We start from the raw sequence: 22,823 nt of genomic DNA, 5'->3' as shown, positions 1-22,823 counted from the left end.
GTTTTTTGATACTGCATAAAAATTGATAGACTGGAAAAAATAACTCGTTTGAAATTAATGGCGAATTACTTCTGTTGTAATGAATGTGTTACTGCCACCATTCATCTTGACCCGCTCCTCATATTTCTTTTTGGCCAGTGCATCGAAATCCTTTTGATTTATTTCTTTCCCACTATTTGGTTTTTTAATATCTAAGTCTTTCTCTGGATTCATTTCGATTTTAGTGACTAGCAGAATTGTATTGAGCTCCTTTACTTCAAGAATTAACCCTGGCAATCCTTGATATTCTCCTGGACCATTGCTTACAGGAATTTCTGGTGTGTACCAAGCAGTTATAGTTTTATCTTTGTCTGCCATTTGTGCAAATAAGCCACCCGCCTCTTTTTCTTCTTCCTTTTTAGCTTTAGCTTCCTTTTGAGTTTCTGTAAGTTCAGGCAAGTATGTTGCTTTATAGCACAAGTAATTCCCTATCATTTTAGTCTCCTGAGAAAGTTGCCAGTTGTATTGTGGCAATTCATCGACGATTAGGAATTCTTTCCCCATAATCTCGTCCTCTTTTACAAATTGTTGTGCTTGCAAATCTTTGTAAACGGTATTTGACGCGTTCCCATTTCCAGAAACACTAATAGACATTCCACTACCGGCAGATGGTTTAGCCAATTGCAGAACCTCTTTGTAATTGGATTCCTTATTGGTAAATTCTAGCGTGAATTCATTTTTTTGCCCCTTACTCAACAACTCCATAAATTTGGCCTTCATGGCATCTTGTTCTGGATTTTTAGATTTGGTGGTATCTGGTTTAATATCAAACTTAGTTTGCGCTACATAATGTGCAATAGCTTTAAATTCTTGCTGTGCTTGTAAGGTGTTCGCTTTCGCGAAAGCGATACATAAAAGGATAACTGCTACTTTTTTCATTTGGAACCTATTTTAGTCATTGATTTTTTTATCACGGTATGATTTATCCCTTAATAATATTGACGGACATACCACTGCTTCTATTTCCTGCCTCTCCTAATTTTTCAATCTTGAGAGCCTCAAAATCTGCCACGTTGATCATTTTACCAGACTTAGGCTTACTCACCTCATCAAAGTTTTTTGGATTGATCTCAATTTTGGTACACAAGAGAATTGTATGTTTTTCCTTGACCTCTAGAATAAAACCAGGCAGCCCTTGATAAACACCAGGTCCATTACTTATGGGGATCTCTGGAGTGTACCACACCGTTATGGTATTATCTTCATCTGGAATCATGGATAAGATGCCGCCTTGTTGCTTTTCCGCCTCATCCGCTTCTATTTCTGCTTGAGATAATACGGGTTTAAAAGTAGCTTGATAGCAGGTGTACTTTCCTATAGTCTTGGTCTCACCCGTGAGTTGCCAGTCATAGGATTCCAATGGTCCGGTAACGAGGAAATCCTTTCCTAGTATGTCCTCAGACTTGATATATTGCTGCTTCAACAAATCCTTGTAAACCGCAGCGGTAGAACCATTGTGCGCATTGAAGGATAGGCTATAATCGCCATTTCCCATTGGTTTTGCCAGTTTTTTGATCTCTTTGTAAGAAGATTCACCGGCGGTAAATTCCATAATAAACTCCTGCTGGCTGCCTCTTTTGAGGGCATCTTGAACCTTTTCATTCAGTGCTATGTCGTCGGTTTTTTGGGTAAATTTATCCACCTCGTCGCCTTCGTTTACATCAAATTTTGTCTGGAATGCAAAATGTGCCACGGCTTTGAAGTCTTGTTGGGCTTGTAAAGCGCTCGCGTTCGCGAAAGCAATATAAGCAACGGCCACCACCATCCATTTAATATTCTTCATGATCCTAAGGGTTTTAGTTCCTTCCAAAGATGCACCATTTTTCATACCCACCTAAGTTAACGACCGTTAACGAGTGTTAACCGATTTTGTTTATTCCTTTATATATGCGTCTCTATCCTGACAGCTTTAATAAGGAACTTGAAGATTAGGGAAAATGAGATTAGATCTAGTTTTCTTGAGTTTAACTTATTGATTTTAGATCACTAAGTCAAATTTTAGATTTAGAGATCTTTTAAAGATATTTGGAATATTGAGTTAGGCAACAATTACCCAACCATTTTTATAAGTTTCCCGCTACAGCAAATTATTCAACTGCGTTTCATATTCAGACAAATCAAATTTTAATTCTTGCTTTTTGTTTACCGTCATTGTAGTGGACGGTATTGAGCCATTTATAATTTGAACATTACCCTTTTTATCCAGAATAATATTTCGTGGATAGGTGTTTATTCCTATTTCATCAACGAATTTCTGTGCGTCAACAATGTGTTCGTAAGTAAAATCTCTCTTTGCTAAAAACAATTTTACTTGTTCTTTTTTATTGAATGTAATTGCAACGAAATTAACTTTTGATCCATACTTTTTCTTCAAGGACTCCAACGCCGGCAATTCTTTGATACACGGTACACACCCGATAAACCAAAAACTTAATAATGTTGGTTTTCCCTCCAAATCGCTAAGCTTGATTTTGTTGGAATTTAAAAGCTGTAATTCGGTAAATGGAAGTTTCTTCTTTAAGTAGGAATCTATATGCTCTATCTCATTAGTAGTGACTGACACAAACCCTAAGTCAAAGTTTTTGTACAAGATTTTTTTAGTAATGCTATCAACTATTACTTCTTTGATCTCTCCAGCTTTGCCTTCTCTTTTCATTCTTTCTTCAAACCCGTCTCTCATACTTATATATTCAGATTCTGTCATTAGTTTTCCGTCACTTTGCTTATAGACTACTTTCATTTCTTGTGCTGGTGCTTTAAAAAAGGAAAAAAGAATTAAGATAAATACTGATTTTTTCATTTTAATGTGGTTTTATGTTTTAGTATAATTTTGATTAACCAAAGATGGAATGTTTTAATACCTACCTAAGTTAACGACCGTTAACGAGTGTTAACCGATTTTTTCATACCGCGGGAAAAGAGCACCTTTACCGTATGAATCATAATAGATATAGATTTTTATTGGTCCTCATGAGCGTCGTGATTGCCATAACGCTATCAATACAGCTATACTGGGTTTTCAAAAACTATGAAGAGAGTAAACGCCAGCTCGATCGTGATATCAAAACCTCATTTGACCTTACCGTTTCAGATTATTTTACAAATACTGCAAAAAAAAGTACAATGGGCTTCTTAAGCGCGGATGGAGAGTTACCGGAACGAAGAGTGGATTCCTTAATTAACAATATGATTTCTCTCTCAACAAAGAGTAATGAAACGAGGAGTAAGAATCTTAAATCCTCAGAATATTTGAGGATTGAGGATGACTCTATCAAATTCCCAGAGAAAAACGACAACGTTACCATTAAGAAATCAAAGTTTTTAGATACAAATATTAAAGATTCGAAAAAGGATAAAGAGGATGTAGGCGTAAAAATGAAGCGGTTTCTGGGAGTGAAAGATTCCTTGGAGTCCGGTGATAACGTATCAATATCGAAAATTGCTATTTCAGACGACACGTTTTCTGGAGAGCTAAGTAAAATCGACAAAAGATTCACCTTATCGTTTTCAACCAATAGTTTAGATCTTAAATCATTGGACAGTCTAATGGATCTAACTTTGAAAAAGAATGATATCCAGATCAGCAATGGTTTTAAATACAACGACGGAGAGGATGATTTTGAAATAGGTAACCTTAACGGTGATTATGAAGTAGAAAGTAATAATCCACAATTGTATAATAACACTAAGCTCAAAATGCTTTATTCCGGTCAAGAAACAACCCTTTTCAAACGGAACCTTGCAGGACTATCGCTTTCGTTTCTTTTGATCTGCGGCGTGATCTTTTGCCTTTTCTACATGTTATTTATCATCCGTAAACAAAAACAGCTGAGTCTTATCAAAAACGACCTGATTTCTAACATTACTCACGAGTTCAAAACTCCTATTGCCACGGCGAGCGCTGCATTGGAAGGCGTTCAGAATTTTACGACCGCAGGAGATTGGGAAAAATCAAACCGGTATTTAAATGTAGGACGGGAACAGTTGACTAAACTAAATCTAATGGTGGAAAAACTACTGGAAACGGCAACTGTAGATAGTGAACAACTAGCGCTACAGAAAACGAAGCTTAGTTTGAGTGCAATTATTGAAGAGTCAGTCAATCGCTATAGATCCATAACTGAAAAAACAATGGAGCTAGCTCTTCCAGATGTTCCCGTTGAGTTTTATGGTGATGAGTTTCATATCGAGAATGCCATCAATAACTTGTTAGATAATGCCATTAAGTATGGAGGCTCGATTATAAAATTGACGGTTGTCTTAAATAATAAAGAGATCTTATTATCTATAAGTGATAACGGTGACCGTCTCAAGCCAAAAGATGTAAAACACCTTTTTGAGAAGTTCTACCGAGTTCCTCAAGGTGACCAGCACAACATTAAAGGGTACGGTATAGGCTTGTTTTATACCAAAGCCATTATTGAAAAGCATGGAGGCAGCATAACGGTATCATTAAATCCTACCACTTTTAAAATCCATCTTCCACATGAATAATCTTCCTATAAAAGTGTTGCTGGCGGAAGATGAACCTTCCCTAGCGATGATCGTTAAAGAAAGTCTGGAAACGCGGGACTTGCAAGTCACCTTATGCGAAAATGGAAAAATTGCATTAGAAAGCTTCAAAAAATCCGAGTTTGACATTCTCGTGCTGGACGTGATGATGCCGCTGCTTGATGGGTTTGAATTGGCAAAGAAGATCAGACAACAAAACGAAACCATTCCCATCATCTTCCTAACCGCAAAATCACAAACGGAAGACGTTCTTCACGGTTTTCATATAGGTGGAAATGACTATATCAAAAAACCATTCTCCATGGAAGAGTTGATCGTGCGCATTCACAATCTTTTAGATCGTAAAAACACGCAACAATCTGCCGATAGCTTTATTATAGGAGCATTTGAATTCAATTTCCCACAACAAAAACTATCCTTTAAAAAGGAAGAACCCGTTAAGCTTACCCACAGAGAAGCGCATTTGCTGTTTCATTTATTTCAAAATAAAAATAAAGTACTCGACCGTGCTTATATCCTTGAAAAATTATGGGGTAGCAATGATTTTTTCACTGGTCGCAGCATGGATGTATTTATATCAAAGTTGCGCAAGAAACTCGCAGATGACCCACAGATTGAAATTGTAAATGTGAGAGGTTATGGGTATAAGTTGATCGTGGTGTAAAAGAGTTAGCAGTTAAAATAAAAGATGTTTTATAAGCTCAAGCTCTCGATGAACGGATATTGAATGGACTTAACTCAAAATTGAGAGTTTTGCAATCTTATAGAATACATGTTGCCTTCAGTATTTCCACTTCGACAAGCTCAGCAAGGAGCCTCAAGTAAAACAGGTTCATTTGCGGTTTTGCAAAAAAAATCTGAAATAAACTGAATTTACCGGTAATTAGGCATTAACAAAACTAGTATCTTAGAAATATAAAACTACTACCCTTAAGCCGCTGCGCTGAGCGTCGTTAGAGTGTAAGACTGGAATGGGTGTAGCACAGTCAAAAATTGAGAATCAACTGAATCTATTTCGATAACTCAATGTTTGGGAAAAACATCAAATAACCTGCTTCTTCCGTGATCTAAACCGACCTGTTATTGCAAATATTAATCCTGAACCTACTAAAATACCACTTACGAAATCTACTGCATCGTGTTCTAATGTGACTTGTAGCACGATTGCTGTGATCAATAACAGAACTCCAACGATTCTAATAAAATTCATAAGACTTTTTTTCAAAATATGTTTAAGGATTACAACTAAGAATTAGGCTCGAAGAACTTTTATGTTACCTCCACACCTTTCCAAAAAGCCACGTGATTCTTAATTTCCTTAGCTGCTGGTTTAGGCTCTGCATAGTACCAGGCAGCATCCTTATTTGTTTCTCCATCAACTTCTAGCGAGTAATAATTTGCTTTGCCTTTCCAAGGACAGCTGCTGGTTGTTTCCGTTTTTTCAAAAAATTCCTTCTTGATACTTGATTCCGGGAAGTAATGGTTATTCTCGATTACTACGGTGTCGTCACTTTCAGCGATGACCTTATTGTTCCATGTTGCTTTCATACTCCTAAAGATAATCGACACAGCATCGTTATTCTGTCAACAAAACCTCAAATTAATGATTTTTGGAATTTTAAGTTATGCTTTTACTTGCATCAAATAATCTTTAAAATATTTTGCATCATCCTCGTAATGCTTTTTCACTTGAAGCCCTGATTTATGGGCGAGCCATTCAACGATGTCGTCATCATATTTTTGGGAGATTTCTGTATGGATAGTTTCCCATTTTTTAAAACCAACGCTCAGATCTAATTTCCCTATGTGCACCTCACAAATTTCTGTGGCTAACAAGTAACTTTTAGCCGTTCCTGTTTCAGGATCGTAAGCTTCCCAATGTTCAAATTTGTCCACGGAAAAATCGGCATCCATTTCTTTATTGATGCGATGCAGTAAATTACGGTTGAATTCTTGGGTAACCCCTTGTGAGTCCGCATAAGCATTTTGAATCGTCAGTGGATCCTTCTTTTGATCAAACCCCATAAATAAGTAATCATTGGGAGCCATGACATCTTTCAATTTGGTTAAAAAGTCAATAGCTTCTGGATGTTGCAGGTTCCCAATATTAGAACCCAAGACAATAATTACTTTCGGTCGTTTATTGTAATGAGCAAGTTCGCCTAGAACCTTAAAATACATTCCCTGTTCTCCTTGAACATCCAGATCTGGAAACAGATCTAAAAGGTTAGCGCTCAACTCGTCAATAGAATTTTGGCTAATGTCAATAGGTTTATAGGTGAAGTTAATCTGGTTTTCACAAAGTTCCCGCAGCAGCAATTTTGTTTTTTTACCATCACCCGCACCTAACTCAATCAAGTCAAAACCTGTGGTACTGGTTTCAAATTCTTTGCGCAGCTCTGTTTTAAATTTGTCAATGATGTTATACTCTGAATTAGTAAGGTAATATTCAGGAAGAGCCATAATCTGTTGGAACAGCTTATCCCCTTTATCATCATAGATATATTTTGAACTTAGAAATTTGGGATAGGCACTTAATCCTTCTCTAACATGTTGTTCAAAGTCGTATTGGAATAATTCTTTTTTAGTCATAAAGATTTAGCCAGTCTTAGGCCGGTAAATTGCCATCTCAAATAAGGATGGAAAAAATTTCTGTAAGTCGATCGTTCATGGTTTGTTGCAGTTGCGATAGAAGCACCACGCAACACTTTTTGATTCACCATAAACTTTCCATTATATTCTCCTAATGCTCCGTCTGGTTTTTGATAATTAGGATAGGGTAAATAGGCACTCTCTGTCCATTCCCAGCGGCTGCCCCACGAGAATTTGTCTTGTGCGATTTCCCATTCAAACTCTGTAGGCAATCGCATTCCCTTCCATTGTGCAAAAGCGAAAGCTTCATAATAACAAATATGTGTTACTGCCGCATCAGGATTGATATTCTCTGAACCTGATAATAAATAATTGACCCATTTACCATCATCGTTGAACCAATACATAGGTGCGTTTACCTTATTCTTTTTCACCCAGTCCCATCCTTCTGTATGCCAGATCAAAGCGTTCTCATAGCCGCCGTATGCCATAAATTCCATCCACTCTGCATTAGTCACTAGTTTGTTAGAAATGGCATAGGGCTCCAGAAAAACGCGGTGCTTAGGTAATTCATTATCATAGCAGAAAGAATCACTGGCATGGCCTATTTCATAAATTCCCTCTTTTATAGAAATCAATTTTGATTCTATATCTTCTACTAAAACCTCATCCTTTCTAGAACCATAAATAGGTTGTAAAGGATTATTTCCTAAAATATACTTGATATCAGTTAGCAACAATTCTTGATGTTGCTTTTCATGATGAATTCCTATTTCTAAAACAGGCTTCATCTCCTCTGACAATCCTTGATTTAACAACGATTTCATCGCGTTAGTGACGTGCTGCCGGTACGCATAAACATCTTTAACACTAGGCCTGGAAAGATTGCCTCGATCTGTACGAACTACTCTTTTACCCATACTCTCGTAATAACTATTGAAAACGTAGGCATAACGCTTGTCAAAACGCTGATAATCTTTAAGATAAGGGACCAGCAAAAATTCTTCAAAGAACCAGGTAGTATGTGCAAGATGCCATTTAGGTGGTGATACATCTACAATAGGTTGCACAACATAATCCTCTGTTTCTAGGGGTTTGCATAAGATTTCGGAATCAGATCTGGTCTGAATAAATAAATCAAGAAGGTTCATCTATCAAATTTAATAGCTTTAGTCGAGAAGTATATTTCTATGCTCGTTAAGCTCACGTTAAACAGCCTATTAGAAATATGCTGTAGTTTGTTTAAAAGTTCGCTTTCGCGAAAGCGAAAACTCTATAATCAGCTGGATTTGAAGCCTATATCATATTGCAACAGCTCCTTTTATCGCAGCGTGTGGATCATAATTCTCTAACGTGAAATCCTCAAATTTGAAATCGAAAATATCTTTAATCTCCCGGTTCAATTTCATAGTAGGTAAGGATTTAGGTTCTCTGGACAACTGCAGATCAATTTGATCTCGATGATTTGAATAAATATGTACATCGCCAAAAGTGTGAATGAAATCACCATACTCAAAGCCACAGACCAGTGCCATCATCATCGTCAGTAACGCATAACTAGCGATATTAAATGGTACGCCCAAAAACACGTCAGCACTGCGCTGGTACAATTGACAGCTTAGTTTATTATCTGCCACATAAAATTGAAAAAATGCGTGGCAAGGTGGTAAAGCTGCCTTGCCGTTTGCTACATTCTCAGAAAAACTGACACTTGTATCTGGCATCACGCTGGGATTCCAGGCCGTTACCATCATGCGGCGGCTGTTAGGATTAGTTTTGAGCGTGTGAATCACTTCCTTTATCTGATCAATTCCTTCACTGTTCCAGTTGCGCCATTGATGACCGTAAACAGGACCTAAATCACCATTCTCATCTGCCCATTCGTTCCAGATGCGAACACCGTTTTCTTTTAGGTAAGCGATATTAGTATCGCCCTTGAGCAACCATAATAATTCGTGAATTATACTTTTTAGGTGAACCTTTTTAGTGGTTACCAGGGGAAATCCCTCATTCAAATCAAAACGCATCTGATGTCCAAATACGCTGCGGGTTCCCGTTCCAGTGCGATCACCTTTATCAGTTCCTGTTTCTAAAATATGCTTGAGAAGATCTTGATACTGTTTCATACGATATTTGTTATCCTATTTCATTTTGAAAAAAGACATCTAATTTCAAAGTATGAAAATAAGAAAAAGTAATACAACCCTAATCGTAATGAATTAGAGTAATACCCTAAATTTTAATTGAAAAACTTAATGATTATCGTCTTCGGTCACCTCTTCAATAATGAAGGATTCTGCCCAGGAAACAGCGCTATCCAGAGACTTAAATACACCGAATGATCCTTTGTAGGCCGCTTGTTCTTTACCTGCTGTAGGAATGATGGATTCCCGGTGTGCAGAAACGATCGCGATGGCAATCATTTTTTTAGGATCGATAAGCTTGTAAACGGATAGATCTACTTCACGACCAAATTCCCTGTTGGAAATATAAACCATAGGCCGCTTACCGAAATGTTGCTTCACCGCATCGATGATTATTTTTCCAGTGACATCATCAACTACGACATCAGCATTTACAGTACCTATCACATAATTACGATAGTACTGTAAAGTACCAAATTCAAGTGTTTGAATAAATTCTGGTTTCATCATTCTGTGCTAACAAAGGATTGGTAAATGTAACCCCAGTTCATAAATAAACGTTAACAGAATTGTATAAATTTAAAGACTTTAGCGAATTTTCTTACAAATACCCAACTTGATTGATTACTAACCAAATAGCATCCCAGCAATAGTTGCTGTAAGTAAAGCCGCACAAGTCCCTCCTATCAGCGCTCTAATACCGAATTTTGCAAGAACTTTCCTTTGAGAAGGAGCGAGAACTCCTATTCCACCTATTTGAATACCGATGGAAGCAAAGTTTGCAAATCCACAAAGTGCATAGGTGGATATAACGATGGATCTATAATTTACCAGCACTCCAGTATTCTTTAACGTACTTAAAGAAGCGTAGGCAAAGAATTCATTGAGAATTGTTTTTTCCCCTAGCAATTGTCCTACTGCTACAACATCTTCAAGAGGAACACCTATGAGCCATGCGACTGGGGCAAAAAGATTTCCTAAGATGTACTGCATGGAAAATGAAGTATATCTGCCGTCCGTCCATTGAACGATTTTATCATTCAAACCTGTAGGATCTCCTATTAAATCCCCCAGCATCCAGTTTAGAACAGCCATGATAGCCGTAAAAACAAGAAGCATGGCACCTACATTAACAGCAAGCTTTAATCCATCAGTAGTTCCTCTAGAAATAGCGTCTAGTACATTAGAACCTATTTTCTCCTTGGAAATATCAAGTTTACGGTCAATCTTGTCTTCTTCAGTTTCTGGAAAAAGAATTTTTGCAATAATGATCGCTGCTGGTGCACTCATTATAGAGGCAGTCAACAAGTGTTTTGTGAAAATAATTTTTTCAACATCGCTATCTCCTCCCAGAAATGCAATAAACGCAGCAAGGACACCACCAGCAATAGTTGCCATTCCACCGACCATAAGACATAATATCTCTGATTTAGTCATCTTATCTAGATATGGCTTGACCACTAAAGGCGCTTCCGTCTGGCCTATAAAAATATTAGCGGCAGCAGCAAGAGATTCAGATCCACTCAAACGCATGGTCTTACTCATTACCCAGGCAAATACGTAAACGATTTTCTGAAGAATACCTAAGTAATACAACAAAGAGGTAAAAGCTGAGAAAAACACGATAGTAGGCAATACCTTAAAAGCAAATATGTATCCCAAACTGGAATTGACGTCTATCAAACTACCGAAAACAAAGTCGGCACCAGCTTCAGAGACATTTAAAAAATCGACTACTTTATTAGAAACCCAATCAAAAACATAGGCAACTGCGGGAACCTTTAATACCAATACGGCAAATAGAATCTGCAAACCCAGACCGGTAGCGACAAGCTTCCAATCGATCTTACGTTTGTGAGCACTTAGTGCAAAACATAACCCTAGGATGAAAACAATCCCGATCATACCGCGATAGAAACTCTTAAACGTAAAACCAAAACCCATGGATGGATCTATGGCAAAGTCTGCTTTTGTGGTAGTAGCTGCCGCTACGTCTAAAGGTTCTACTGTTCTTGAAAAGTCAAAAGATTCTGAATCGTTTTTATAAACTAATAATTCGCCGGTTAGGTTTTCAACCGTGTAACGCTTAGGTTCTGATTGTGGTTCTACAAAATATAAGGTCAGTTCGTTTAGATCATAGAAGTAATTTCCAGTGGCGTTCTGCAATGAATCTTCACCTGCTAAATAATAAGTAAAATTACTTTTACCAAAAGCTACGGAATCAACCGCGACTCCTTTAAATGTAGCTTGTTTATCACCAGGGTTTGATACACTGCTGTTCCAAATGCCTTCTAATGAAACCTGACCGGTTTGCGCTGCACTAATTGCTGGAGCGAGCATTAAAATTGAAAACACAAAACTTATTAGAACGCGGTAGAACATCTTCATATGTAATTATTATCTTCTTGAGATCTCGTCTCTAATGCTTGCAGCAAGTTCATAATTTTCATTAACCACTGCCTCTTTCAACATTTTATTGAGTTCCTCCAGTGATAATGAGGCGTAATCATTTTCTTCTTCCGTACCAGAATTGATTAGCTCTTCAAACATATCATCGCTATCGAGATCGTCATCGTCAGTATCCAGTAATTCCTTATCGGCTTGCATGTGTTGCTGGATTCCAGCTTCATCCAGTATATTTTCATAGGTAAAAACTGGAGCCTTAAATCTAACAGCTAGAGCAATGGCATCACTGGTGCGCGCATCAATTATTTCTTCAATTTTGTCTTTCTCACAAATCAAACTGCTGTAAAAAACACCATCGACTAATTTATGTATAATCACTTGTTTTACCACTATGCCATAGCGCTCTGCAAAACTTTTAAAAAGATCATGGGTCAATGGGCGTGGTGGACTGATTTCTTTCTCAAGTGCTATGGCAATACTTTGTGCTTCAAAAGCACCTATGACAATAGGCAGTTGACGGTTACCTCCAGATTCTTTTAAAATAAGTGCGTACGCACCATTTTGAGTCTGGCTGTATGAAATTCCTCGGATGTTAAGTCGTTTTAGACTCATTTTATATGGATAGGCTTGTAAAGAAAAAGCTGTGCAAAAATGAGTGTTTTTCTCAGATTGCACAGCTTTAAATCTAATAATTCTAAAACTTATTAAGCATTTGCTGCTTTAAAAGCTTTTAATTTTTCAATTAGAGCGGGAACAACTTCAAAAGCATCGCCCACTACTCCATAGTCTGCAGCCTTAAAAAACGGTGCTTCTGCATCGTTATTTATGACCACTTTTACTTTAGAAGAACTTACTCCTGCAAGATGCTGGATAGCTCCTGATATACCTATGGCAATGTAAAGATTAGAAGCAACAGGTTTCCCTGTTTGTCCCACGTGCTCACCGTGTGGTCTCCATCCCATATCACTCACTGGTTTAGAACAGGCTGTTGCTGCTCCTAAAACATCTGCAAGCTCTTCAATCATGCCCCAGTTTTCTGGACCTTTCATTCCACGACCGGCACTCACCACAATTTCTGCATCTGCGATGGTTACTTTATCGGTTGCTTTATCTACGGATTGTACTTCAACCTTGAAGTCGTCATCGTTTAATGATGGAGCAAAATCTTCCACGGCACAATCTGTAGCGCTTTCTTTTAGACCAAAAGCATTTTTAGAAAGCCCGATCAATTTACGGTCGGTGGAAATTTGTGTGTTACTGAACGCTTTGTTTGTAAAAACAGATCGCTTTACGGTAAATGGGTCAGTGCTGGACGGTAATTCTACCACATTGCTCACATAACCAGCATCTAAATGAACGCTTAACAAGGATCCTAAATATTTTGCATTTGCGCTGCTGCTTATCACGATTACTTTGGCATCAACGGCTTTAGCGGCCTGCGCGATAGAATCTGCATAAGCACCTGCATTGAATTTTTCCAGCTTGGCATCTTTTACGTTGTGCAATTTGCTAACTCCATAAGTTCCCAGCTCTCCAGCGTCTGTTGCGTGGAATGCAATGGCGGCAACATCAGTTCCCATCTTGTCTGCGATTCCTTTGGCATAACTCGCCACTTCATAAGCCGTCTTTTTGAAGGCTCCATCTTCTGATTCTGTATATACTAATACTGACATAGTTTTTGATTTTTATGTGGAGTCTCAAACCTGAAAGTTCCACTGTGTTTGTGGGTATTGCGCTTTCGCGAAAGCGAACATCCCTTTAATTTCTTTATAAAACTGAGTTTATATCACTTTTGCCTCATTGTGCAATAGCTCTACCAGTTTATCCAGATTATCTGCATCTACAAGAGTCACCGCACCTTTAGGCTCTGGCTTTTCAAAGGAAACGCTGTTAGTTTCACTGCTGGCGTTTACAGATGCCTTAACATCTAATGGTTTTTTACGAGCCATCATGATCCCACGCATGTTAGGAATTCTCAAGTCGCTTTCTTCAACAAGACCTTTTTGTCCACCTATAACAAGTGGTAAAGATGCTGTAACCGTTTCTTTACCCCCATCAATCTCGCGGGTTACAGTAGCACTTGAACCTTCAATTTCTAGAGCGATACAGGTATTGACAAAGCTTGCACCTGTCATTGCTGCTACCATTCCTGGAACCATACCACCGTTGTAATCAATGGATTCACGACCTGCAATAACGAGGTCGTAACCACCGTTCTTCACAACGTCTGCAAGTTCTTTTGCAACGGCATAACCGTCCACAGCTGGCGTATCCACACGGATCGCTTGGTCTGCTCCTATAGCTAGGGCTTTTCTTAAAGTGGGTTCTACTTCTGCACCACCTACGGTAACTACATCCACACTGGCATTCTGCTTTTCCTTGAACCACATGGCTCTAGTCAAACCGAACTCGTCGTTAGGATTTATAACAAATTGAACACCGTTTGTATCAAACTGAGTGTTGTCGTCTGTAAAATTAATCTTTGATGTTGTATCTGGCACATGGCTGATGCATACGAGTATCTTCATGTTTTCTATGCTTTTAAGTCAATTTTCTATCTACTGCGAATTTAAAGAAAAACCTACAAAAGAACTATGCGTGCATAATAATATTTTGTTAGACTTTTCTTGAGCGTTGGGGTATATGGAGTATTTTTGTTTCTCGTTCCCCAAAAGGAAACATTTTATGAAGACGATACAATTCCGTGAGGCCATACAACAGGCCATGAGTGAAGAAATGCGACGCGACGAGACTGTCTATTTGATGGGTGAAGAGGTGGCAGAATATAATGGAGCTTACAAAGCTTCTAAAGGTATGCTGGATGAATTCGGCCCTAAGCGAGTTATCGACACCCCTATATCTGAATTAGGATTTGCTGGTGTTGCCATAGGTTCTACTATGACCGGTTGTCGACCGATCGTAGAATATATGACCTTCAATTTCTCATTGGTAGGAATAGATCAGATCATTAACAATGCTGCCAAAATACGCCAGATGAGTGGTGGACAATTAAACTGTCCCATCGTTTTCCGTGGTCCTACCGGTAGTGCTGGACAATTAGGAGCTACGCACTCGCAAGCTTTTGAGAACTGGTTTGCAAATACTCCAGGATTAAAAGTCATCATTCCTTCAAATCCCTATGATGCCAAAGGACTTCTAAAAGCAGCGATACGTGATGATGACCCCATCATTTTTATGGAATCAGAGCAGATGTATGGCGATAAGGGAGAAGTTCCTGAAGGAGATTACATTTTACCAATAGGAGTAGCTGAAATAAAACGCGAAGGAACAGATTGTACGATCGTTTCTTTTGGAAAAATTATAAAGGAAGCTTACAAGGCAGCAGAAATACTTGAGGAAGAAGGGATTTCTGTAGAGATCATCGATTTGAGAACGATACGTCCCTATGATAAAGAGGCAATCCTGATGTCCGTAAAGAAAACAAATCGTCTAGTTCTTCTTGAAGAATCATGGCCTTTTGGAAATATATCTACAGAGATTTCACACATGGTACAAGCAGAGGCTTTTGATTTTCTAGATGCTCCTATATATAAGATCAACACCGCAGATACTCCAGCGCCATATTCACCAGTTCTTTTTGAAGAATGGTTGCCTAATTCTGACGATGTTGTAGAAGGCGTTAAAAAAGTAATGTACAGAAAATAACTTCTAATAGTTTCAATCTATATAAATCCCATTCTGAGAAATCTGAATGGGATTTTTTCATTCTTAATAATTTACTTTTAAAAGAAAGTTGCTTAAAGCAAAAGAGTCGGAACGCTTTCAATTCAAAAATAATTATACGGTTAGGACGACGTCTGTTATTTGAATCTTATAAAATGTTTTCAAAAGAATCATCTCAACTTAAATTGCAAGAGCTTTTAAAACAGCATTTTATAAGAGCAGTTGACTAGAATAATTACATTTTTCAACATTTTAAAGACTATTAGCAAACCGCCCGAAAGATATTTTCGTAGGTATTATCCTAATTAAGCTGTGCCCTGTGCCCAGCATTTTTAAATCGGGTTGACTCGTAGGGAAGTCGGCTCGATTTTTTGTTTTAATAAACAGTAAGTTTTGAATAGTCGTTATATCTTCGGCCATTCGTATATATCCTATGACACACACACAACCTGCTCGTTACAAGCATCTTATTTCTATTCTAACTGTGCTTTTTATGGGAAGCATTGCCTTTGCACAGACAAAAGTAGGCGGCGTCGTCTATGATAAAGATGGAGTAACTGTACCTTTTGCAAACGTTGTTTTTCCCGGTTCTTATGAGGGAACAATAACTAATGATGATGGAAGGTTTTATTTGCAATCAGAAAAGACCTATGAACAAATTGAAGTATCATTTGTAGGCTATAAAACCCAAACGATAGAACTGGAAAGTAAAGTTAAATTAGACTTTAATATAACATTGCAAGATGATCAAGCAGAATTAGATGCGGTAGTTGTTTATGCAGGAAAGACATCTAAAAAGAACAATCCAGCACTAGACATACTTAGAAAAGTTTGGGAAAACCGTCGCAAAAACGGACTGGATCAATTCAAACAATACCAATACGAGAAATATGAAAAACTCGAGTTTGATTTGAATACCATTGATAGTGCCATGATCAATTCCAACCTCTTTAAAGGAATGGAATTCATTTTTGATTATGCAGATACGAGTGCTGTTACAGGTAAAACTTATCTCCCAATTTTTATAAACGAATCCCTTGCCACAGTTTATGGTGACAACGTATCTAATAAGGAGAAGACTAACGTCAAGGCTAATAAAAACTCAGGATTCTCTAACAATCAAACCATCATTGCTTTTGTAAAAGACCTTTATACAGATATCGATGTTTATGAACGTTACCTAAAGTTCTTTGATAAGAGTTTTACCAGTCCTGTTGGGAAAAGTGGGATTGACACCTATAATTATGTTTTAAGAGACACTGCTGTAGTTGATGGCGTGAGATCATTTAATATCGTTTATTACCCACGTCGTAAAGGTGAATTGACATTTAAAGGAGATTTCTGGGTGGCAGATTCCACCTACGCAATCAAGGAAATAAATATGCAGGCTACCAAAAGTGCCAATATTAACTGGGTCAAGGATATTTATATAGAACAGGAATACACCGTACTTGATGACAGTTTATTCCTCATTACTCGTGATTATTTTATGAGTGATTTTGCGCTCAATAAAGATGAAGATTCAAAGGGACTCTATGGAAAACGAACCACCCTTTTTGATCAGTATCAGTTTGACATCGAGAAACCAGATGATTTTTACCGCCGCCGTGTCAATGACTATGACCCGGAGATTTATGATCGATCAGAAGCTTATTGGGATGAAAACCGACTTGAAAAACTCAATAAGGATGAAAAGCAGGTTTACACCATGCTTGATACCTTGAAACAGAATAAAAAATTCAACAGGATTTACAATATCGGTAGCATTCTAGCGACTGGATATTATGAAGTGGACAACTTTGATTTAGGTCCTGTCTTTTCTGTATTTGGATTCAATGATGTGGAGGGCTGGCGTATTAGAGCTGGTGGCCGTACATATTTTGATTCTAACGATCCGTGGAGATTAGAAGGGTACGTGGCTTATGGATTGAGAGACGACCAGTTTAAATATGGTATCTCCGGAAAATATCTTTTAGATAAAAAGAGTCGACTCACCATTTCCGCTGGAAACCGTCGCGATATTGAACAACTTGCTGCTAGCTTAACTAGTACAAATGACGTTTTAGGAAGAAGTCTTGCTTCCAGTGCTTTGATTAGCACAGGGAATAATGGGAGATTGTCCTCCATAAATCTCTCTACTTTAGGACTAAGTTTTGAGCCTTTATATAATCTTGAGTTTAGAATAGGAGGAACCTATCGCACTATTAAAAGTGCAAACCCTGAATTTTTTAGTCTTGATTATTTAAATCGTGAGCCGTTAAGTATTGAAGGTGAGGTTCAACAAACAGATTTGAGTTTTTCAACCACTTTCACGCCAGGAAGAAAAACATCCAATTATGGAGTGGATAGGACTTTAATTAATGCAGGTGAATACCCTATACTTTTTGCAAATTATACCCGTGGTGTAAAAGGACTTATTGATAGCGACTTTGAGTATGATCGCGTTCAATTTTATTATTCCCAGCCACTGCAAGTTGGAGCTTTTGGTAGACTGACGGCTCGTGTTGAGGCTGGTAAAACATTTGGCACGGTACCACTTGCATTGCTAGATGTAATTCCTGGGAATCAAACTTATTTCAATATTTCGGGTGCATTCAACACCATGAATTTTTATGAATTTGTAACTGATGAATATGTAACTCTTCATTTAGACCATAATTTCAACGGTCGTATTTTCTCCCGCATTCCTGGATTGCAACAGTTAGACTTGAGAGAATTGATCGGTTTTAAAGCTGTTTATGGAACGATAAGCGATGATAATATCGCTATCAATCGCAGCAGTATTAATTATCGCGCTCCTGAAGAAGTATATTATGAATACAGCTTTGGAATAGGCAATATTTTTAGAATACTTAGACTGGACGTGAGTTTTAGGGGTAACTATAACAGCTTACCAGATGCGCGCAATGTTGCATTAACCGGTAGTTTCGGATTTAGTTTTTAAAACAGTTTACATTCTAATATGATATCAAGCCCAGCAAATTATGCTGGGTTTTTTCATTTATAAAGTTTTCTAGGCTTTTTCGGCATCAGGTATTTTTCCTGTGAGATTCAATTAAAGTTCGCTTTCGCGAAAGCGTTATTCATTTCAATCTATCCTTAAAGTGCTAATTTTCTAAAAATCCTTGTTTAATCTGCTTGAGATTCTCGTTAACATAAATTTATTACATTAGCGAGAATTAATAATCAATCGATTAAAATATGGAAGATTTAGTTATTTATGCGCCGCTCCTTTTAGCAGCGTTGGGATTTGCGTTTATGTTGACCAAGAAATCCTGGGTAATGAAACAAGATGCTGGCGACGGCAAGATGAAGGAGATTTCAGACCACATATATGAAGGTGCGCTCGCCTTCCTAAAAGCGGAATATAAACTGCTCGCCATATTTGTTGTGGTCGTGAGTATCCTGCTGGGAATTGTTTCTGTAGTTGTACCCACAACGCACTGGATGATTCTGGTGGCGTTTATTTTTGGAGCCTTATTTTCTGCTTATGCCGGGAATATAGGGATGAAGATTGCTACTAAAACCAATGTTAGAACCACGCAAGCCGCTAAAACCAGTTTACCTAATGCATTAAAAGTATCCTTCGGTGGTGGAACGGTGATGGGACTAGGAGTTGCTGTTCTTGCCGTTTTAGGTCTGACAGCGTTCTTTATATTATTCTTCCAAATATTTATGAATGGTGTATGGGCTCCAGCAGAATTTGGCGGTGTCATGAAAACACCTACAGAATTGATGACTATCGTTTTAGAAACGCTTGCTGGATTCTCTTTGGGAGCAGAAAGTATCGCATTATTTGCTAGAGTTGGTGGTGGTATTTATACTAAAGCAGCTGACGTAGGCGCTGACCTTGTCGGTAAAGTAGAAGCTGGAATTCCTGAAGATGACCCTAGAAACCCTGCAACCATTGCAGATAATGTAGGGGATAACGTTGGAGATGTTGCCGGTATGGGAGCAGACCTTTTTGGTTCCTATGTCGCAACCGTTCTTGCCGCCATGGTGCTGGGTAATTATGTCATTCGAGATATGGGTGGTGATATTATCAATCAAGGTTTCGGCGGGATTGGTCCTATTTTATTACCCATGTCTATCGCAGGAGTTGGTATTGTGATTTCAGTAATTGGAACCATGCTGGTTAAAATTTCCAGCAATGATGCTAAAGAATCCCAAGTAATGGGAGCGCTCAACATCGGGAACTGGACTTCCATTATTTTAGTGGCGCTTTCCTGTTTTGGATTGTGTTATTATTTACTACCAGATACTATGACCATGAATTTCTATGGAGAGGGATTAATTACCATTTCTTGGCTTAACGTCTTCTATGCAACATTAGTTGGTCTTGTAGTAGGAGCTGTGATTTCTTCTGTAACCGAATATTACACAGGGTTGGGTAAAAAACCAATTCTTAAAATCGTACAACAATCCTCAACCGGAGCAGGAACAAATATTATTGCGGGTCTTGCGACCGGGATGATCTCGACTTTCCCATCGGTACTTTTATTTGCCGCTGCGATCTGGGCATCTTATGCTTTTGCGGGATTCTATGGTGTGGCACTTGCTGCCAGCGCCATGATGGCAACAACGGCCATGCAGCTTGCAATCGATGCCTTCGGCCCGATATCTGACAATGCCGGTGGTATTGCAGAGATGAGCGAGCAGGAACCTATAGTTCGAGAACGTACTGATATTCTAGATTCCGTAGGAAATACAACGGCAGCAACTGGTAAAGGGTTTGCCATCGCTTCTGCAGCATTGACTTCTCTTGCTTTATTTGCGGCTTACGTCACGTTCACAGGAATTGACGGTATCAATATTTTTAAAGCGCCAGTTCTAGCGATGCTGTTTGTAGGTGGGATGGTTCCCGTGGTGTTCAGCGCACTTGCGATGAATGCGGTAGGAAAGGCAGCCATGGAAATGGTAGAGGAAGTACGCCGACAATTCCGTGAGATTCCTGGAATCATGGAAGGCACCGGAAAACCTCAATATGATAAATGTGTGGATATTTCTACTAAAGCTTCCCTGCGCGAGATGGTATTGCCGGGAGTTTTAACGATCGGTTTCCCATTAGTTATTGCATTTGTTCCCATGATTTTTGGAATGAACCCGCTTGCGATTGCTGAAATGCTAGGCGGTTATATGGCGGGAGTTACAGTGAGCGGTGTGCTTTGGGCAATTTTCCAAAACAACGCTGGTGGCGCCTGGGATAATGCTAAAAAGTCTTTTGAAGCAGGAGTCTTGATCAATGGCGAGATGACTTACAAAGGATCTGATGCTCACAAGGCTGCGGTTACTGGAGATACCGTGGGAGATCCATTTAAGGATACTTCTGGACCATCAATGAATATCTTGATTAAACTTACTTGTTTGATAGGACTTGTGATCGCACCTATATTAGGAGGACATTCTGAGGGAGTTGCTGTAAATGATCAGGAAATTATCGAAGTCGCAGCTGGTCCACAAAAGGCGAGACTTATAGAAGTTGAAAAATCAATTGATCCTGAAACTGGAGTCGTGACAGCTGATGTAATGGTGGAAAACACAGTTGACGGCGATCTACAATCTAACAATTACACGTTTACCGGCACAGACGAGGAGGTAAACGCCCAAATAGCCAGTTTGAAACAAGAAAATTAAAGGGTTAGAAATTGAAATCCGCTCAAATAATTTTGAGCGGATTTTTTTGTGTTTTTTCCTAACTAGCGAAAACATTTGACCACATCGGATTAATTTTTAAAAATAAACTAACTTAGACCTCCATCTAACCTAATAACTTTCAACTATGAGAATCATGAAAATCGTTAAAATTGTTCTTTTAGGTAATCTAGTAATGAACACGCCATTCATTCTCAGTTTTATCTATATCAATAATTATAGTCATTCTAACTATATGGTTTCATTAGCTGCGATGTTTGTTATTGGTTATTTGTATTGGAGCATGATGGCTCCGTGGTACAGGAAATATTCTATTGTAAAATTAAAAAGTAAGAATGAATTCTTTCTTTGGAAAAAACTTAGTGTTTACAGTCTTTTGTTGTGGCCAGATAATTTTATCCTTAATAAAACAGAGTTATGGGATGATGAAAATTATGACACCTACCAAAAGAAATTAACTTCTTTAGATGAAAATTAGATCACATAAACTTTATAAAGAGGCATAAAATAAAACTGCCTGAATAATCAGGCAGTTTTATTATTTTCTTAGCGGTGATAGCTTTTTGAATCTTACAATTGCAGAAGTTTTCCGACTTATTTCAACACAATATTAGTTATGAAATCACAGGTAGTTTACAATAAATAAGTAGGGATTGTTCTAGCAGCTTTGCCTTTGACAATACTTTTGTTCGGAAATCTCTATGACATTAGTATCAGCCGCTTTTATCCGTTATTCCTATGATCGTTTTAATAGGGTATCACTTAATAACCCACTTTAAAGCTTTTAAGGCAAATGATGATAGGTTTACCAACAATCATTTGATATTATCAATCGTGATTGTATTGACTGGTGTCTTAGTTTTTGTTTTTAAAGATCGTCTGTTTTAATAAATAAGTCTTTTCTACTCCTTTACATTCCATTCCAGCATTCTCAGCGTCAACTTTTAGTATTTTAATACAACTTGTAACATAGTTAAAGGTTGTAAATACGAGAATATAATTACTTTGTCCGAGCCTTATCAAAACATCTGATCGCCAAAGGGGTGTCCGCAAAAAACTGTACGGAATAGAAGGAGGTTGACCAAGTATTGAAAGGAATAAAAGATATAAACAGTTTAGATGATTGTAATTAAAATATTCACTGGGTGATTAAGTATCAAATAGGATAATTAATCCTTTTTGTTTTATGTTGATTAGCTCCCGCGGACTGGATGGGTTGATAGTATTTTATTATTAGCCAATTGCACGTTTTTTACACTCGCAACTATTGTTTACTATAGAGCCAAAGATTCTAAAATGATGTTATTGCCCATCATGATATATATAATATTCATTGCTTATAAATGTTTTCAATAATAATAGAAATTGAAGCAATAAGCTCTTGAGTAGTTTCTCTATTCTGTCAAAGCGTTAATGTTTCTCCACTTAATTTATATTGACCTGTAAAAACCAAATAAAACTCATGGTACAACACTTAAAGATACTGACATTCGCCAAGTTTTGTTTGTGCGATTTTTGTTACTAAATTCAGACACTTAGAGATTTAATTTCGAAATTAATTATTAATAATTGGCATGAGAAATATCCAAAACATATTAAAAAAGACTGTTTTATCGTTATTTGTACTAAGTGTTATATCAATTATACTGTTTTTCTGGCTCAATGATAAACACCCAAAACAGGCTAGTTATATAAACATATTCGCATCTATAATCACCATTTCTTGCATTATAACTTCATACGTATGGTTATTAACTATAGATTATAACCAACATACAGTTTTTAGGTTTAAAA

General features: G+C 37.8%; 19 protein-coding genes. 6 read left to right on the top strand and 13 right to left on the bottom strand.

Features of this window, described 5'->3' with window-relative positions; all coding sequences use genetic code 11:
* Window positions 1–54: 54 nt before the first annotated feature.
* The 3 genes from IQ282_RS10840 to IQ282_RS10830 form a co-directional block, all read right to left on the bottom strand.
* Window positions 55–918, bottom strand: a complete 864-nt coding sequence (locus IQ282_RS10840; protein WP_194851872.1) for a GLPGLI family protein — start codon at window positions 916–918, stop codon at window positions 55–57.
* A gap of 43 nt (window positions 919–961) precedes the next feature.
* On the bottom strand, window positions 962–1,822 hold the full coding sequence (locus IQ282_RS10835; RefSeq protein ID WP_194851871.1) for a GLPGLI family protein: 861 nt from the start codon (window positions 1,820–1,822) through the stop codon (window positions 962–964).
* 294 nt (window positions 1,823–2,116) lie between these two features.
* The gene (locus IQ282_RS10830) at window positions 2,117–2,839 is read right to left on the bottom strand and encodes a TlpA family protein disulfide reductase (RefSeq protein ID WP_194851870.1); all 723 of its coding nucleotides are present in this window, start codon (window positions 2,837–2,839) and stop codon (window positions 2,117–2,119) included.
* A 134-nt stretch (window positions 2,840–2,973) separates the two neighbouring features.
* Here IQ282_RS10830 and IQ282_RS10825 point away from each other — a divergent pair, with 134 nt between their 5' ends.
* Together IQ282_RS10825 and IQ282_RS10820 are read left to right on the top strand one after the other, a co-directional pair.
* Window positions 2,974–4,533, top strand: a complete 1,560-nt coding sequence (locus tag IQ282_RS10825; protein WP_194851869.1) for a sensor histidine kinase — start codon at window positions 2,974–2,976, stop codon at window positions 4,531–4,533.
* Window positions 4,526–5,215, top strand: coding sequence for a response regulator transcription factor (locus IQ282_RS10820; protein WP_194851868.1), 690 nt, complete (start codon window positions 4,526–4,528; stop codon window positions 5,213–5,215). The genes IQ282_RS10825 and IQ282_RS10820 overlap by 8 nt, the downstream gene beginning before the upstream one ends.
* Before the next feature lie 378 nt (window positions 5,216–5,593).
* Here IQ282_RS10820 and IQ282_RS10815 read toward each other — a convergent pair whose 3' ends face one another.
* The 10 genes from IQ282_RS10815 to IQ282_RS10770 form a co-directional block, all read right to left on the bottom strand.
* On the bottom strand, window positions 5,594–5,761 hold the full coding sequence (locus tag IQ282_RS10815; RefSeq protein WP_194851867.1) for a hypothetical protein: 168 nt from the start codon (window positions 5,759–5,761) through the stop codon (window positions 5,594–5,596).
* Window positions 5,762–5,820: 59 nt separating this feature from the next.
* Window positions 5,821–6,099 (bottom strand): DUF427 domain-containing protein, encoded by a 279-nt coding sequence (locus IQ282_RS10810; RefSeq protein ID WP_194851866.1) that lies wholly within the window; start codon window positions 6,097–6,099, stop codon window positions 5,821–5,823.
* Window positions 6,100–6,174: 75 nt separating this feature from the next.
* Window positions 6,175–7,143 carry an L-histidine N(alpha)-methyltransferase gene (locus IQ282_RS10805; RefSeq protein ID WP_194851865.1) on the bottom strand — a complete coding sequence of 323 codons (969 nt, stop codon included), beginning with the start codon at window positions 7,141–7,143 and terminating at the stop codon, window positions 6,175–6,177.
* Window positions 7,140–8,294: an ergothioneine biosynthesis protein EgtB gene (gene egtB, locus IQ282_RS10800; protein ID WP_194851864.1), complete on the bottom strand. Its 1,155-nt coding sequence runs from the start codon at window positions 8,292–8,294 to the stop codon at window positions 7,140–7,142. The genes IQ282_RS10805 and egtB overlap by 4 nt, the downstream gene beginning before the upstream one ends.
* Window positions 8,295–8,444: 150 nt before the next feature.
* The gene (locus IQ282_RS10795) at window positions 8,445–9,269 is read right to left on the bottom strand and encodes a thymidylate synthase (protein WP_194851863.1); all 825 of its coding nucleotides are present in this window, start codon (window positions 9,267–9,269) and stop codon (window positions 8,445–8,447) included.
* A gap of 126 nt (window positions 9,270–9,395) precedes the next feature.
* Window positions 9,396–9,794 carry a thymidylate synthase gene (locus IQ282_RS10790; protein ID WP_194851862.1) on the bottom strand — a complete coding sequence of 133 codons (399 nt, stop codon included), beginning with the start codon at window positions 9,792–9,794 and terminating at the stop codon, window positions 9,396–9,398.
* Window positions 9,795–9,914: 120 nt separating this feature from the next.
* Entirely contained in the window at window positions 9,915–11,675 is a 1,761-nt protein-coding gene (locus IQ282_RS10785) for a NupC/NupG family nucleoside CNT transporter (protein ID WP_228547293.1), read from the bottom strand.
* Window positions 11,676–11,684: 9 nt separating this feature from the next.
* Window positions 11,685–12,305: a bifunctional nuclease family protein gene (locus IQ282_RS10780; protein ID WP_194851861.1), complete on the bottom strand. Its 621-nt coding sequence runs from the start codon at window positions 12,303–12,305 to the stop codon at window positions 11,685–11,687.
* A gap of 92 nt (window positions 12,306–12,397) precedes the next feature.
* The gene (locus IQ282_RS10775; RefSeq protein WP_194851860.1) at window positions 12,398–13,366 is read right to left on the bottom strand and encodes an electron transfer flavoprotein subunit alpha/FixB family protein; all 969 of its coding nucleotides are present in this window, start codon (window positions 13,364–13,366) and stop codon (window positions 12,398–12,400) included.
* A 108-nt stretch (window positions 13,367–13,474) separates the two neighbouring features.
* Window positions 13,475–14,221: an electron transfer flavoprotein subunit beta/FixA family protein gene (locus IQ282_RS10770; protein ID WP_194851859.1), complete on the bottom strand. Its 747-nt coding sequence runs from the start codon at window positions 14,219–14,221 to the stop codon at window positions 13,475–13,477.
* A gap of 157 nt (window positions 14,222–14,378) precedes the next feature.
* On the opposite strand from IQ282_RS10770, the gene IQ282_RS10765 reads away from it, so the two are divergent.
* From IQ282_RS10765 to IQ282_RS10750, 4 genes are all read left to right on the top strand, one after another.
* On the top strand, window positions 14,379–15,359 hold the full coding sequence (locus IQ282_RS10765) for a pyruvate dehydrogenase complex E1 component subunit beta (protein ID WP_194851858.1): 981 nt from the start codon (window positions 14,379–14,381) through the stop codon (window positions 15,357–15,359).
* A 451-nt stretch (window positions 15,360–15,810) separates the two neighbouring features.
* A complete protein-coding gene (locus IQ282_RS10760) occupies window positions 15,811–18,321 on the top strand; it encodes a DUF5686 and carboxypeptidase-like regulatory domain-containing protein (protein WP_194851857.1) in 2,511 nt (836 codons plus the stop codon).
* A 257-nt stretch (window positions 18,322–18,578) separates the two neighbouring features.
* Entirely contained in the window at window positions 18,579–21,011 is a 2,433-nt protein-coding gene (locus IQ282_RS10755) for a sodium-translocating pyrophosphatase (RefSeq protein ID WP_194851856.1), read from the top strand.
* Window positions 21,012–21,156: 145 nt separating this feature from the next.
* Complete coding sequence (locus IQ282_RS10750; RefSeq protein ID WP_194851855.1) at window positions 21,157–21,507, top strand: hypothetical protein; 351 nt, start codon at window positions 21,157–21,159, stop codon at window positions 21,505–21,507.
* Window positions 21,508–22,823 lie beyond the last annotated feature (1,316 nt).

This window comes from Nonlabens antarcticus, from assembly GCF_015356755.1.
Classification (GTDB): domain Bacteria; phylum Bacteroidota; class Bacteroidia; order Flavobacteriales; family Flavobacteriaceae; genus Nonlabens; species Nonlabens antarcticus.
This window is presented reverse-complemented; position numbering and strand designations above follow the sequence as displayed.

Bases quoted from the DNA above. Each gene is read 5' to 3' on its own strand.
- IQ282_RS10840 (WP_194851872.1), bottom strand. From the start codon at position 918: ATGAAAAAAGTAGCAGTTATCCTTTTATGTATCGCTTTCGCGAAAGCG.
- IQ282_RS10835 (WP_194851871.1), bottom strand. From the start codon at position 1,822: ATGAAGAATATTAAATGGATGGTGGTGGCCGTTGCTTATATTGCTTTC.
- IQ282_RS10830 (WP_194851870.1), bottom strand. From the start codon at position 2,839: ATGAAAAAATCAGTATTTATCTTAATTCTTTTTTCCTTTTTTAAAGCA.
- IQ282_RS10825 (WP_194851869.1), top strand. From the start codon at position 2,974: ATGAATCATAATAGATATAGATTTTTATTGGTCCTCATGAGCGTCGTG.
- IQ282_RS10820 (WP_194851868.1), top strand. From the start codon at position 4,526: ATGAATAATCTTCCTATAAAAGTGTTGCTGGCGGAAGATGAACCTTCC.
- IQ282_RS10815 (WP_194851867.1), bottom strand. From the start codon at position 5,761: ATGAATTTTATTAGAATCGTTGGAGTTCTGTTATTGATCACAGCAATC.
- IQ282_RS10810 (WP_194851866.1), bottom strand. From the start codon at position 6,099: ATGAAAGCAACATGGAACAATAAGGTCATCGCTGAAAGTGACGACACC.
- IQ282_RS10805 (WP_194851865.1), bottom strand. From the start codon at position 7,143: ATGACTAAAAAAGAATTATTCCAATACGACTTTGAACAACATGTTAGA.
- egtB (WP_194851864.1), bottom strand. From the start codon at position 8,294: ATGAACCTTCTTGATTTATTTATTCAGACCAGATCTGATTCCGAAATC.
- IQ282_RS10795 (WP_194851863.1), bottom strand. From the start codon at position 9,269: ATGAAACAGTATCAAGATCTTCTCAAGCATATTTTAGAAACAGGAACT.
- IQ282_RS10790 (WP_194851862.1), bottom strand. From the start codon at position 9,794: ATGAAACCAGAATTTATTCAAACACTTGAATTTGGTACTTTACAGTAC.
- IQ282_RS10785 (WP_228547293.1), bottom strand. From the start codon at position 11,675: ATGAAGATGTTCTACCGCGTTCTAATAAGTTTTGTGTTTTCAATTTTA.
- IQ282_RS10780 (WP_194851861.1), bottom strand. From the start codon at position 12,305: ATGAGTCTAAAACGACTTAACATCCGAGGAATTTCATACAGCCAGACT.
- IQ282_RS10775 (WP_194851860.1), bottom strand. From the start codon at position 13,366: ATGTCAGTATTAGTATATACAGAATCAGAAGATGGAGCCTTCAAAAAG.
- IQ282_RS10770 (WP_194851859.1), bottom strand. From the start codon at position 14,221: ATGAAGATACTCGTATGCATCAGCCATGTGCCAGATACAACATCAAAG.
- IQ282_RS10765 (WP_194851858.1), top strand. From the start codon at position 14,379: ATGAAGACGATACAATTCCGTGAGGCCATACAACAGGCCATGAGTGAA.
- IQ282_RS10760 (WP_194851857.1), top strand. From the start codon at position 15,811: ATGACACACACACAACCTGCTCGTTACAAGCATCTTATTTCTATTCTA.
- IQ282_RS10755 (WP_194851856.1), top strand. From the start codon at position 18,579: ATGGAAGATTTAGTTATTTATGCGCCGCTCCTTTTAGCAGCGTTGGGA.
- IQ282_RS10750 (WP_194851855.1), top strand. From the start codon at position 21,157: ATGAGAATCATGAAAATCGTTAAAATTGTTCTTTTAGGTAATCTAGTA.